The sequence below is a fragment of the Streptomyces dioscori genome (genome assembly GCF_003024195.1).
Classification (GTDB): Bacteria; Actinomycetota; Actinomycetes; order Streptomycetales; family Streptomycetaceae; genus Streptomyces; species Streptomyces dioscori.
Map to the genome: position 1 here is coordinate 650460 of NZ_KZ679038.1, position 12715 is coordinate 663174.

Below are 12715 nucleotides of genomic sequence, written 5' to 3' on the forward strand. Positions count from 1 at the left end.
TGGTTTCTCAGGGCTTGCCGCCCCGGTCCGTTTGGTCGTCACCGCCGCCCGTCAGGAACCGCTTCCCCGTTCGGCCGGTGCCAGGAGGGACTCGATCGCCAGGGCGCTCGCGCTGCCGGGTTCGGGCACACCGACCAGGAGCTGCTGCCCGGGAGCGTCGTGCACGTCGAAGGTCTGGTACGTCAGCTCGATGCGACCGGCGCCGGGCAGCACGAACACCTTGTACGCGCGGGACAGGTTCTCCACCTCGTTCTCCTGCCACAGGCGCCGGAAGTCCGGTGCCGCCCGCGACAGCTCGGAGACCAGGCCGCCGATGGCGGGGTCGTCGGGGAATCGGCCCGCGTGCAGCCGCAGGGCGTGCACCGTGGCGCGGGCCACGACGGACCAGTCGACGAAGACCTCTCGCGCCCGCGGGTGCTGGAACAGGACACGGACCATGTTCGGCGTGCCCTCGAAGGGGGCGAGGAGCGCGGTGGCGACGGCGTTCTTCGCGAGTACGTCGAAGGCGGGGCTCAGCACATAGGCGGCGGCCCCGGGGAAGGCGTCCAGGAGGTGCAGCAGCGAGGGGTGGACCAGGTCGCGGCCCGCGGCCGAGGTGAGTGCGGGGTGCAGGCCGGCCAGCCGGAAGAGGTGGGTGCGCGCGTCCGGTGTGAGTCGCATGGCCCGGCCCACCGCGTCGACCACCTGCGGTGAGGGGTTGCGCTCGCGCCCCTGTTCCAGGCGCGCGTAGTAGTCGGCGCTCACACCGGCCAGTACGGCCACCTCCTCCCGGCGCAGACCGGCGACCCTGCGGCTGCCGCCGCCGGCGGGCAGGCCGACGTCGGTCGGTTCGGTGCGGGCGCGGTTCGCTCGCAGGAAGGCACCGAGTTCGTTCTGTGGCTGCTGCATCTACCGACCTACTGGTGGGGGGAACGGCTGTCGTTTCTCCTCCAGTCTCGTCGAGGTCGGCGCTGCCGGTCGAACCGGAGGTTCTCGTGGCGGCCCGCGGTGACGCCCTCCGGCGGCGAGGGAAGGCCGCCGGTCCGCGCCGCCGGCCGTCAGGCACCGGGCACGTGGTGCTCGGGCTGTCGCACGGGCGTTCGCGCCTGTCGTGCGGCAACGACCATGACCGCGACGGCGATCAGGGTGATTCCCGCGCCGACGTGGAGGGGTGCGGTGTAGCCGAGGCCCGCGGTGATGGCCAGGCCGCCGAGCCAGGCGCCGAGCGCGTTGCCGAGGTTGGACGCGGACACGTTGGCGCTCGCCGCCAGCGCCGCCCCGTGGGCGTGGTCGGTGACGCGGGTGATCATGCCGGGTACGGCGGCGAACCCGAACACCCCCATGAGGAACACCAGGACCACCGATGCGGCGGCGCTGTGGGCCAGCAGACCGAACACGGCCAGCGTGACGGCGAGTCCGAGCAGGGCGAGGACCAGCGCGGGGTCGCGGTCCCGGTCGGCCGCTCGCCCGCCGACGACGTTGCCGACGACCAGACCGGCCCCGTACACCATCAGCAGCCAGGCGATGTCCGCCGAGGAGAAGCCGCCGACCTCCGTGAACGTGTAGGCGATGTAGGTGAACGCGCCGAACATGCCGCCGTAGCCGAGTGCGGTGGCCGTCAGTGTCAGCCACACCTGCCAGGACCGGAACGCGCGGAGCTGGGCCCGTACCCCGCGCGTCGCCGTCGCGGCCGACCGCGTCTCCTGCGTGTCCGGCGGCACCAGGGCGAGGATGCCCGCGAGTGCGAGTACGCCGATCGCGGTGACCGCCCAGAAGGCCGCGCGCCAGCCCCAGCGTTCGCCGACCAGGGCGCCGAAGGGCACGCCCAGCACGTTCGCGACCGTCAGTCCGGCGAACATGACCGCCACCGCGCGGGACTTCCTCTCCGGCGCGACCAGAGCGCGGGCGACCAGCGAGCCGATGCCGAAGAACGAACCGTGGCACAGCGCCGCGACGATCCGCCCGAGCAGCATCACTTCGTAGTTCGGTGCGAGGGCGGAGAGCAGGTTGCCCACGACGAACAGCGCCATCAGACCGGCCAGCACCTCCTTTCGGGGCAGTCGGGCCGTCGCCGCGGTCAGCACCATCGCGCCGACGGCGACACTGAGCGCGTACCCGGAGATCAGCCGGCCCGCCGCCGCCTCGGACACCGCGAAGCTCGACGCGACCTGCGGCAGCAGACCGGCGATCAGGAACTCGGTCAGACCGATGCCGAACCCGCCGAGCGCCAGCGCGACGAGCCCGGCGGGCATCCTCGTACCGGCCTTCGTGGGTCCTGTTTGCTGAGCGCCGCCGAATCGACTCATGGCCCCACCCTGGCCGTCGGCGGCAGGGTGGGGCCATGGACAAAGGTTCTCGGTGTCAGGACGCAGGTGCCGTCGGGGTGTCAGGAACGGCCGGCGGCTCCGGCCCTGTCCTTGTCCGGATCGGCCGGGTCTCCTGAGCCCTTCTCGGCGAGTGCCTTGTTGCGGCGCACGGAGGACAGGAAGGACCAGCCGATCAGGACGACGCCGACGAGACCGGTGATCACCTCGTTGATCTCGTACTGGATGGTGACGAGGAGGATGACGGACAGGGCGCCGATCGCGTAGTGCGCGCCGTGCTCCAGGTAGACGTAGTCGTCGAGGGTGCCCTGGCGGACCAAATACACGGTCAGCGAACGGACGTACATCGCGCCGGTGCCGAGGCCCAGGGCCATCAGGACGATGTCGTTGGTGATGGCGAACGCGCCGATGACCCCGTCGAACGAGAAGGACGCGTCGAGGACTTCGAGGTAGAGGAACATGAAGAAGGCGGCCTTGCCGGCCAGGGCGACCGCGGAGCGGGGCCTGCCCGTGCGTTCGGCCTCGCCCTGCGCCTCCTGCTCCCGTTCCTCGTCCTCTTCGATCCGGTTCTCGAAGTGACCCGAGAGACCGCCCACGATCATGTACGTGACCAGGCCCGCGATACCGGAGAGAAGGACCGTTTCCGCCTTGTCGGCGTGCACGCCACCGTGCTGGTGGGCGTGGGCCGCGAAGGTCAGGGAGGCGATCAGCAGCACGATCAGGGCGATGCAGACCGACAGCATGTCGACCTTGCCGAGCTTGGCGAGCGGCCGCTCCAGCCAGCCGAGCCATTTGATGTCCCGGTCCTCGAAGATGAAGTCGAGGAAGATCATCAGCAGGAAGATGCCACCGAAGGCGGCGATCGAGGGGTGGGCGTCGGTGACCAGTTGCTGGTAGCGGTCCTTGTCCGTGAGAGCGAGGTCGACGGCCTCGATCGGGCCCATGGAGGCGCTGACCGCCACGATGACGACGGGGAAGACCAGTCGCATACCGAACACGGCGATGAGGACACCGACGGTGAGGAAGATCTTCTGCCAGAAGGCGTTCATCTTCTTCAGGATTCCGGCGTTGACGACCGCGTTGTCGAACGACAGGGAGATTTCGAGGATGGCCAGGATCGCCACGATGCCGAAGCCGGTCCACCCTCCGTAGAAGACCGCTGCGACCAGGGCGAGCGCGGTGACCGCGAACGACCAGCCGAAGGTTTTCAGAAGCACTGGTTACCCCATCGTGTGGTGGGGGGCCGTGGGCCCCGTTGCGCTGTTGTGTGTGGTGGGCGGTGTCCGCGTGATGCGTGGGAGGTGACGGGCACGTCGATGGTACCCACGGAGACCTTGCCGTTCCTGCGGTGATTCGCGGAGGCTCTTGCGGTGATTTCCGGGTGTGTTTCTGAAGGGTCGGGACAGGGTTCAGTCAGCCACCACCCTCTCCGGATCGTCCGCCCGGGTGCCGACGCGCAGCCACCGGTATCCGTAGGCGGGCAGCTCGACCCGGAACAGGCCGTCGTCGGGCACCGTGAGGCCGGCGTGCCCCTCGTCGAGCAGATCGGTGAGCCGCCCGCCGGGCCCGGCCTCGGGCAGCCGCAGCCGTACGGTGACCGGCTCGGCGGCGAAGTTGTGCACCGCCAGGACCGTCCCGCCACCGGTGCGGCCGACATGCGCGAGAACCGAACGCTCCCCCGTGTCCACCAGTCCGTGTTCGCCCCAGGCCAGTTCGGGTGCCTCCCGGTAGCGCTCGGCGAACAGCCGGACACGGCTCAGCAGCGAGCCCGGATCACGGCTCTGCTCGTACACGTTGACCTGCCGGCAGCCGAAAGCGCCCTCCACCAGCGGGTTGGGGAAGGAGTCGGGCCCCGCGGTGGAGAAGCCCGCGCCCGCTTCCGGAGTCCACTGCATGGGCGTGCGCACGGCCTGGCGTCCCTCGGCCGCCAGGTTCTCCCCCATTCCGATCTCCTCGCCGTAGAAGAGGACGGGGGTGCCCGGCAGGGTGAACAGCAGGCTGTAGGCGAGTTCGACGCGGCGCCGGTCGCCCTCGACCATGGGCGGCAGCCTGCGGCGCAGCCCCCGGTCGTAGAGCTGCATGTCCTTCTCGGGGCCGAAGGACGCGAACACCTCGGCGCGTTCGGCGTCGCTCAGTTTGTCGAGGGTCAGCTCGTCGTGGTTGCGCACGAACGTGGCCCAGTGGGCGTCCCGCGGCGCCGCCGGGCGCTCGCGCAGCGCGGCGGCCAGCGGTCCGGCGTCCTCGCGCGCCATGGACAGATACATCTGCTGCATGGCGACGAAGTCGAAGCACATGGTCAGCTCGTCGCCGCGGTCCGAGTCCGGGTCGCCGAAGAACCGGGCGAGGCCGTCGTAGGGCAGGTTGACCTCACCGAGCAGGATCGACTCGCCGTTGCGGCGGCCGAGGAAGGCGCGCAGATCGGCCAGGTACTCGTGCGGGTCGGGCAGCGCCCCGGCGTCGGCCTGGCCGTCGGTCTCCAGCAGGAAGGGCACGGCGTCGACGCGGAAGCCGGACAGCCCGAGCTGCGTCCAGAAGCCCATGACGCGGGCTATCTCGTCGCGGACCTCGGGGTTGGCGACGTTGAGATCGGGCTGCTGCTTGTAGAACCGGTGCAGGTAGTACTGGCCGCTGCCCTCGTCGTACTCCCACAGGCTGTCCTCCGCGTCGGGGAAGACCACGCCCTCGGGGCCGTCCTCGGGCGGCTCGTCCGCCCAGACGTACCAGTCGCGGTGGGCGGAGTCCCGGCTTGAGCGGGCGTCCTTGAACCACGGGTGGTCCTCGGAGGTGTGGTTGACGACGAGGTCCGCGATCACCCGGATGCCACGGTCCCGGGCGGTGCGGACGAACTCGGTGAAGTCGCCGAGGGTGCCCAGGCGCGGGTCGACGCCGTAGAAGTCCGTGATGTCGTATCCGTCGTCGCGTTCACGGGTCGGATAGAACGGCATGAGCCATACGCAGGTCGCACCGAGGCGCACCAGATGGTCGATGCGCTGGGTGAGGCCCGCGAAGTCGCCGGTCCCGTCGCCGTTGCCGTCCTGGTAGGTCTCGACGTCCAGGCAGTACACGACCGCGTTCTTCCACCACAGGTCGGAGGTACGGGTCAGACGCATCGGTACTCCTTCGCCGTGGCGGGCAGAGGGCGCGTGACGTCGAGCCGCGGCAGCACCTCGGCGGCGAACGCGTCGATGAACGGGCCCTGCGCACGGCCCACGTGGTGGAGCATCACGGCGTCGAAACCCAGCTCGGCGTACTCCTGCAGCCAGGCGGTGTGCCGGCCGAGGTCGGACGAGATGTTGACGCTTTCCGCCACCCGGTCGGGGGTGACGTGCTCGCTGACGCTGTCGAACAGCTCCGCCGAGTCCAGATCCCAACTGGCCGGGGGACCATGCACGTTGGTGCGCCACTGATCGTGCGCCAGCGCGGCGGCCTCCTCCTGGGTGGGCGCCCAGCTCAGATGCGCCTGGAGGTGCAGCGGGCCACGGCCGCCCGCGTCGCGGTACGCGCCGATGATCTCGCGCAGCTGTTCCTTCGGGGCGTTGACCGTGATGAGGCCGTCGGCCCACTCGGCGCACCAGGTGGCGGTGGCCGTGCTGCAGGCGGCTCCGATCAGCGGCGGGACCTCGGGCGGCAGGGTCCACAGCCGGGCCCGGTCGACGGTCACCAGGCCGTCGTGGCTGACCTCCTCCCCCTGCAGCAGTGCGCGGATGACGTCGACACACTCCCGCAGCCGTGCGTTGCGGACGTCCTTGCGGGGCCAGCGTGCTCCGGTGATGTGCTCGTTCGACGCCTCGCCGCTGCCGAGCGCCACCCAGAACCTGGCCGGGTACATGGCGGCGAGACTGGAGACGGCCTGGGCGACGATCGCGGGGTGGTAGCGCTGCCCCGGCGCGTTCACGACACCGAACGGCACCTGGTCGGTGGCCTGGAGGGCGGCTCCGAGCCACGACCAGGCGAACCCGGACTCCCCCTGGCGGACGCTCCACGGGGAGAAGTGGTCCGAGCACATGGCGGCGGTGAAGCCCTTGCGTTCCGCGTGCACCACGGCGTCGAGCAGGTCCGCGGGCGGCACCTGTTCGTGCGAGGCGTGCAATCCATAGACGGTCATGCCCCGGCGGGTACCCCTCGGAGGGTCCCTCAGCGAAGTGATGGGCGCACGCCATGAATTGGCGTGCGCCCCACCTCGTCACACCCCGGGACCGGACCGCCCCAGGACCGGGACCACCCCGGGACCGGGACAACCTCGGGATCACCCGGCTTCTACGTCACCCGGCCTGGGTACGCTCCCGGATCTCCTCCGGGGTCAGATACGCGTTCGTGTACTCGAAGTCCCGCAGCGTCGCGGGCGTACGCGACTGGAATCCCGTACGCACGAAATCGTCACCCGCCAGGGAGTTCAGCACCCAGTTCGTCGCCACCCGGGCCTTCGCCACGTTGGTGCGCAGCGCGCCCCAGTGGTAGCCGCGGGCCGCAACCAGGGCAGGCAGGCCGCGCAGCTCGATGCCGAGCGGCTTGGACACGGCGTCGAACCCGCCGAGGTCGACGACGAGTCCCAGGTCCTTGTGGACGTACGGCGTCATCGTCTGCCCGCGCAGCGAGGCGATCACGTTGTCGGCGACGTGCTTGCCCTGGCGCATCGCGTGCTGGGCGGTCGGCGGGCAGACGGCGCCCGCCACGTCCTTGGCCTCGTCCGGTACGGCGGCGGCGTCACCGAGTGCGAAGACGCCGTCGTGGCCGCGCAGGGACATCTCCGAGCTGACGGCGAGGCGGCCCTTGATCGTCTCGGCGCCCAGGGTCGCGATGAGCGGGCTGGCCGCCACTCCGGCGGTCCAGATCAGCGTGTGGGTCGGGATCACCCGGCCGTCGGTGAAGGTGACCTCCTCGGGGCCCGCCTTCTCGATGGACACACCGAGGGAGACCTCGATGCCGCGCCTGCGCAGGATCTGCAGGGCGCTGTTGCCGAGTTTGTCGCCCAGTTCGGGCATCAGCTTCGGCGCGATGTCGATCAGATGCCACTTGATCAGCTTCGGGTCGAGCCTCGGGTAGCGCTTGACGGCGTTGTGCGTCAGGCGCTGCAGGCACGCGGCGGTCTCGGTACCGGCGTAGCCGCCGCCGACCACCACGAACTGGAGCCGGGCCGCCCGCTCCGCCTCGTCGTGGCTGGCGTCGGCGATGTCGAGCTGCGAGATCACATGGTCACGGACGTACGCGGCCTCGGCGAGCGTCTTCATGCCGCGGGCGTGGTCGACGAGGCCCGGGATGTCGAAGGTACGGGTGACGCTGCCCGGTGCCAGCACGATCTGGTCGTAGCGTTCGTTGACGATCTCGCCGGTGATCTTGCGGACGACGCAGACCTTGGCCTTCACGTCCACGCCGATGGCACCGCCGGGAATGATGCGCGTGCGGTACCTGCGGCTGCGGCGCAGCGACACGGCGATCGACTGCGGGGTGAGCACCCCGGAGGCGACCTGCGGCAGCAGTGGCAGGTAGAGCTGGTAGGAGAACGGTGTCACCAGCGCCAGGTCGGCCTCGTCGGGTCCCAGTTTGCGCTCCAGGCGGCGGACGCACTCCACTCCCGCGAAGCCCGCTCCCACCACCAAGATCTTCGGTCGTACCACGATGTTCATCCCTTTCACCGGCCGCGTACTGTCGGGCTTCCCCCACTCCCCTGTGCCCCCGAGTCCCCTCATCGCACATGGTGATCCCTCAACAAGACGAGCCGACGTACCTCCCGCGACCGGCGAGTCGGCCCCGGCACGGACCGGACAGCGGACGGAGAAGGGGGCGGGAAGGGCGACGGGAAGGGGGACGGTGAAGGGGTGTCCGTCAGTGGCCGTGCCCCTTGCGGAGCTGCTTCAGAACGGCGCCTGCCATGGCCGCCTCGCCCTTGGCGTTGGGGTGTGCCGGGGCCGCGGGCGAGGCCGGCTGCAGGGGTTCGATCCAGCGAACCGCCGGGGGCTTGCACATGTCGTGGCCGATCGTGGGCCCGTACGTGTCGACGTATTCCGCGTGGTTCAGCTTCGCCACCACGCGCATCATCAGGTTGAGGCGCTTGCCGGTGTCGCGCAGATACGGGAAATCCTTCGCCGCGAACGGAACCGAGGGGTAGCAACCGCTGCCGTCCTCCGGCAGGAGATTCGGGTAGCCGACGACGAGCACGCGCGCGTGCGGCGCCCTGGCGTGCACGGCCCGCAGGACGGCGGCGAGCTTGGGCGCCGTGTCGAGGATCTTCAGCGTCAGCTGGTCGGCACCGGACGCCGTCGTGTAGTGCCGCTGGCACGGGTTGCCCTTGAGGTCCTGCGCGCTCAGCTGCGCGCAGGTGCCGATGATGGAACCGAACCCGAAGTCGTTGCCGCCGATCTGGACGGTGACCAGGTCGGTGCCCCGCTGCAGGGCGTTGAGCTGCGGTGGGTTGGTGCCCTGGGCCTTCCACATGTGCTCGGTCGTGGCGCCGCCGCAGCTCACGTCCTTGAACGTGGACACTTTTCGCTCCGCGGCGACGAGTGAGGGGTAGTTGCGGTCGGAGCGCGCGCAGTTCGCGTCGACCTGCTTCGGTATCAGCGGGCCCGAGGTGTAGGAGTCGCCCAGGGCGGCGTAGTCCGTACGTGTGCCGTGCCCGCCGTTGTGGCCTCCGCCGCCTGGGCCGCCGCCGTGTGCCGCCACGGGGGCGCCGGAGGCGATGACGAGGGCGCAGCCGGTGAGGGCTGCGGCCACGGTTGTCGCGCGGTGGCGGCGGTTCGATGTGGGGCTGTCGTACGGGGTGCGACGGTTCATCGAGAGGTTCCCCCTGGGTCCGGACGGCGCGCGTGACTGACCTTGTATACCGGCCAGTTCGGTCCCGGGACCAGGGGTGGGAGCGCCTGGTGTTCTCGTCTGCGGCACCGTCGTGGCTGATCGCGCAGTTCCCCGCGCCCCTAAAAACGACAGCGCCGTCGTGGCCGACCACCCCCCAGAACGACGCGCCATCGTGGCCGGTCGCGCAGTTCCCCGCGCCCCTAAAGACGACAGCGCCGCCGTCGCCGGTCGCGCGGGTTCCGTGCCGCCAGGGACGAAAAGCCGGGGCGCAGCCCCGCTTTTCAGGGGCGCGGGGAACTGCGCGGCCAGCCACGACGGCGCCGCACCCTACGACCGGGCCGGGGCCAAAACAGACCGCGTCTCTCAGACGCCGAACTCCGTGGGCGACAGCCCAAGCGCCTGGCACGCCTCACGGATCGCATACTGCTCGGACGCCTCGAAGTGACCGTCCGCGCCCGCGACCACCATGCCGGTCTGGACGACCGCACGCGCCTCCGTCGGCTTCTTGGCCGCCTTGGCGATGTCGCGCAGCGCCTCCGCCTTGCCCTGTTCGAAGTTGGCCGTGAGCCGGTCCACGTGCTGGTTGAAGCGCTGACGCAGCTGGTCCGCGGGGAAGTTCTGCAGCACCTCGTTCGAGGCGATCAGCTCCTCCACGCGCTGCCGCTCCGCCGGGTCGACGCGCCCGTCGGCCGCGGCCACCAGCGCGCACATCGCCATGCTGGCGTCCCGGTAGGACCCGCTCTTCAGTTCTGCCTTCGCCGACGCGAGCTGGGACTTGAACAGCCCGAGCAGCTGCGCCTTCGAGCCACCGGAGGAGCCCGAGGAACCGGCGGAGGACGAGCCGGGCGCATGGCCACCGTGCTGCCCCTGACCCGTCCCTCCCCCGCCACTCCGGGACTGCTGGAGGTTCTTCGCCTGCTCCTTGAGCCGGTCGAACATCGCCACTACTGCCACCTCGGCTTCTGCTGTTACCTGTACGCGGTCGATTCCCGTACGCGGTCCGTCAGATGAACGGCTGCCACGTCAGGAGAGGTTCCCGATTGGCAAAGGTAACGTAAAAAGATCATGTGCAGGGCCGGGACGGGCGAATCCGGTCTACCCCACGGGCGCCAGCACCGTCGTGCGGCCTCCCAGCGCGATGGAGAACTGGTCCGTGACCTGCGCCAGGGCCTCCGCCGCACCCGGCGCGACGGTCAGACTGCCGTCGTCCCCGGCGGTGATGTCCTTGTCGAGGGTGAACCACCCCTGGACGATGTGCGCGGCCCCCATGGAGCTCAGCACGGGGCGCAGCGCGTAGTCGATGGCCAGGACATGGGCCGTGCTGCCGCCGGTGGCGAGCGGCAGCACCGTCTTGCCGGCCAGCGCGTACTGCGGGAGCAGGTCAAGGAGCGACTTCAGCAGCCCCGAATAGGCGGCCTTGTAGACGGGGGTGCCGATCACCACGCCGTCCACCTGCTCGAACAGTGCCGTGGCCGCGACGACGGCCGGGTGCCGGAAGTCGGCGCCGAGCAGCGCCTCGGCGGGCAGGGTGCGTACCTCCAAGGAGATGACGTCGTGACCCTGGTCCCGCAGCCGGTCGTCCAGGTGGCGCAGGAGTCGTGTGGTGCGGGAGGTGGCCGAAGGGCTTCCGGAGACGGACAGAATCGCGGCCATGAGGGGACCTTTCAGGATGCGGGGTTCGGACGTGGCACGTGAGGGGTGGGGCGGGGCCCGCTCACCAGTCGCTGGTCTCCACGGCGATCAGGGGCACCAGTTCGTTGCGCAGGGTCTCCAGGAAGGTGACGATCTCGGCCGCCACCGAGCGGTGCTGCAGGTCGTTCAGCACGTCGTGGTGGCCGCCCCGCACGGTCGACAGGCGGGCTCGGGGCAGGGACTTGGCCGTGCGGACGAGCGCGTCGTGGTCCGCGAGCGGATCGGCGTCGCCGACGAGGATCAGCGCGGGCACGTCGGCCTCGCTGCCGTGGGCCGCTACGAGCAGGGCCTCTGGCACCGTCTCGCCGAGTGCGCCACGGCGTACCTGGGTGTCGTCCGTGAGCCTGCCCCGGTGGGCGGGGCAGGACGTGCGTACGTCGAGTTCGTCGTCCCAGGTACCGGCGGCGCCGATGGCTCCGCCGGCTCCGGTGGCGTGGCCCGGAAGCCCGGCGAGTACGACGGCGTCCGGTCGCAGCCCGGTCGGGGCGTCGCCCGCGGTGTCGCTCGCGCCGACGAGCGCGGCGACGGCGAGGGCCCCGGTGTCCGCACCCAGGAACACGACCGGGCGCACGATCCCGCCCTCTGCCCCGTTGTCGGTTCCGCCCTCGGTCCCGTTCTCCCCCGCGGTCCCGTCACCGGCGGCGGTCAACCGGGCCCCGAAGTCGGCGAGTTGGCCGTCCAGGTCGTCGGCGTCGATGTCCGGCGCGTCGACGACACGGACGCGGTAGGCGTCGGCGGCGAGCCGCCTGCCGAGCCGGGTGTAGGTGTCGCGGGTCTCTCCCCTGCCGGGTACCACGATGACGGTGCCGCGCGTGCGCAGGCCCTCGGGGGCGTGGTGGTCGGTGTATTCGGTCATGTCAGACTCCTGCGAGTGCGGGCTCGGTCGCGGGCTGCCAGCCCAGGGCGGGTGCCACCTCGGTCGCGATGAGTTCGAGGGCGCGGATGGCGGTGTCGTGGTCGAGGACGGCCGGGTTGAACTGGGTGATGAGGTCGGTCGCGAGGGGCAGCACCTTCTCCTGCCGCAGTTCCGCGACGACCTCCTCGGTGGAGCCGTGGAAGCAGTGGAAGCGGCGCAGCGCCTCCTCCGGCGCGAGGCCTTTGGGGAAGGCGCCGCTCTCGGCCATGCGCAGCGCCGCCCGGTGCACGTCGTCACCGATGTGCCGAAGGGCCGTGCGCCGGTCCTTGGCCGGGAACACGAACCGGGACAGTCCGATCCGCGGGCGGCGCGGCCGGTCCCACGCGTCCAGGTACGCGTCGGCCCAGGGCCGCTGTATCTCGTCGGTGGGCGCGTCGAACCCGTACGCCGCCCGGTTGAGCAGCAGGTTCGAACCGCCGGCGGCGGCGTGCTGTGCGCCGGGCGCGCTGAAGACGCCCTGCCAGATCCGGTCGGAGAAGTCCCCGGGCGCGGGCTGGACGCGGAATCCGGGTGTACGCACCTCTTCGCCGGCCAGGGCCGTGCGCAGCACGCTCAGGTGCTCGGTGGTCAACTCCCGTTTGCGGGCGGGGTCACGGCCGAACGCGGCGTACTCCAGCTCGCTGTACCCACTGCCGACGCCGACCTCGACGCGGCCGCCGCTGAGCGTGTCGACGACGGCGATGTCCTCGGCGAGGCGCACCGGGTCCTCCAGCGGCAGCACCGTGATGGCCGTACCGAGGCGGATGCGGGTGGTCCGGGCCGCGGCGTGGGCGAGGAACGTCCAGGGTGAGGAGAGGCCGCCGCCGCTGCCGGGGACGTGGTGCTGGGCGACCCAGCCGACGTCGAAGCCGAGTTCGTCGGCGGCGACGAAGAGTTCGGTGGCGTTGCGGTAGGTCTGGGCCAGGTCGGTGCCCCGCCCCTGGACATGGGTGAGGAAGCCGAGTCTGAAGCGCGGTGTTCCGGTGGTGGTCGTCATGAGGTGCTCGCCTTTCGAAGTCGCCTGGAGCACCGC

At 70.8% G+C, this 12715-nt stretch carries 11 protein-coding genes; all 11 read right to left on the reverse strand.

Annotated features, from left to right (window positions below; all coding sequences use genetic code 11):
- Window positions 1–51: 51 nt before the first annotated feature.
- The gene (locus C6Y14_RS02810) at window positions 52–888 is read right to left on the reverse strand and encodes a helix-turn-helix transcriptional regulator (RefSeq protein ID WP_107014794.1); all 837 of its coding nucleotides are present in this window, start codon (window positions 886–888) and stop codon (window positions 52–54) included.
- Window positions 889–1037: 149 nt separating this feature from the next.
- Window positions 1038–2231, reverse strand: coding sequence for an MFS transporter (locus C6Y14_RS02815; RefSeq protein WP_107014795.1), 1194 nt, complete (start codon window positions 2229–2231; stop codon window positions 1038–1040).
- 134 nt (window positions 2232–2365) lie between these two features.
- On the reverse strand, window positions 2366–3520 hold the full coding sequence (locus tag C6Y14_RS02820; RefSeq protein WP_107014796.1) for a DUF475 domain-containing protein: 1155 nt from the start codon (window positions 3518–3520) through the stop codon (window positions 2366–2368).
- A 192-nt stretch (window positions 3521–3712) separates the two neighbouring features.
- A complete protein-coding gene (locus C6Y14_RS02825) occupies window positions 3713–5413 on the reverse strand; it encodes an alpha-amylase family protein (protein WP_107014797.1) in 1701 nt (566 codons plus the stop codon).
- Complete coding sequence (locus C6Y14_RS02830; RefSeq protein WP_107014798.1) at window positions 5404–6408, reverse strand: TIGR03885 family FMN-dependent LLM class oxidoreductase; 1005 nt, start codon at window positions 6406–6408, stop codon at window positions 5404–5406. Before C6Y14_RS02830 ends, C6Y14_RS02825 begins: the two co-directional genes overlap by 10 nt.
- 157 nt (window positions 6409–6565) lie before the next feature.
- Window positions 6566–7927 (reverse strand): NAD(P)/FAD-dependent oxidoreductase, encoded by a 1362-nt coding sequence (locus C6Y14_RS02835; protein WP_107014799.1) that lies wholly within the window; start codon window positions 7925–7927, stop codon window positions 6566–6568.
- A gap of 199 nt (window positions 7928–8126) precedes the next feature.
- A complete protein-coding gene (locus C6Y14_RS02840) occupies window positions 8127–9074 on the reverse strand; it encodes an SGNH/GDSL hydrolase family protein (protein ID WP_107014800.1) in 948 nt (315 codons plus the stop codon).
- 384 nt (window positions 9075–9458) lie between these two features.
- Complete coding sequence (locus C6Y14_RS02845; RefSeq protein ID WP_107014801.1) at window positions 9459–10040, reverse strand: tellurite resistance TerB family protein; 582 nt, start codon at window positions 10038–10040, stop codon at window positions 9459–9461.
- A 150-nt stretch (window positions 10041–10190) separates the two neighbouring features.
- Complete coding sequence (gene ssuE / locus C6Y14_RS02850; protein WP_107014802.1) at window positions 10191–10748, reverse strand: NADPH-dependent FMN reductase; 558 nt, start codon at window positions 10746–10748, stop codon at window positions 10191–10193.
- A 61-nt stretch (window positions 10749–10809) separates the two neighbouring features.
- Window positions 10810–11643 carry an alpha/beta fold hydrolase gene (locus C6Y14_RS02855; RefSeq protein ID WP_107014803.1) on the reverse strand — a complete coding sequence of 278 codons (834 nt, stop codon included), beginning with the start codon at window positions 11641–11643 and terminating at the stop codon, window positions 10810–10812.
- Window position 11644: 1 nt separating this feature from the next.
- A complete protein-coding gene (locus C6Y14_RS02860; protein ID WP_107014804.1) occupies window positions 11645–12679 on the reverse strand; it encodes an LLM class flavin-dependent oxidoreductase in 1035 nt (344 codons plus the stop codon).
- Window positions 12680–12715 lie beyond the last annotated feature (36 nt).

Coding starts and splice junctions, on each gene's coding strand:
- C6Y14_RS02810 (WP_107014794.1), bottom strand. CDS start 888: ATGCAGCAGCCACAGAACGAACTCGGTGCCTTCCTGCGAGCGAACCGC.
- C6Y14_RS02815 (WP_107014795.1), bottom strand. CDS start 2,231: ATGCCCGCCGGGCTCGTCGCGCTGGCGCTCGGCGGGTTCGGCATCGGT.
- C6Y14_RS02825 (WP_107014797.1), bottom strand. CDS start 5,413: ATGCGTCTGACCCGTACCTCCGACCTGTGGTGGAAGAACGCGGTCGTG.
- C6Y14_RS02830 (WP_107014798.1), bottom strand. CDS start 6,408: ATGACCGTCTATGGATTGCACGCCTCGCACGAACAGGTGCCGCCCGCG.
- C6Y14_RS02835 (WP_107014799.1), bottom strand. CDS start 7,927: ATGAACATCGTGGTACGACCGAAGATCTTGGTGGTGGGAGCGGGCTTC.
- C6Y14_RS02840 (WP_107014800.1), bottom strand. CDS start 9,074: ATGAACCGTCGCACCCCGTACGACAGCCCCACATCGAACCGCCGCCAC.
- ssuE (WP_107014802.1), bottom strand. CDS start 10,748: ATGGCCGCGATTCTGTCCGTCTCCGGAAGCCCTTCGGCCACCTCCCGC.
- C6Y14_RS02855 (WP_107014803.1), bottom strand. CDS start 11,643: ATGACCGAATACACCGACCACCACGCCCCCGAGGGCCTGCGCACGCGC.
- C6Y14_RS02860 (WP_107014804.1), bottom strand. CDS start 12,679: ATGACGACCACCACCGGAACACCGCGCTTCAGACTCGGCTTCCTCACC.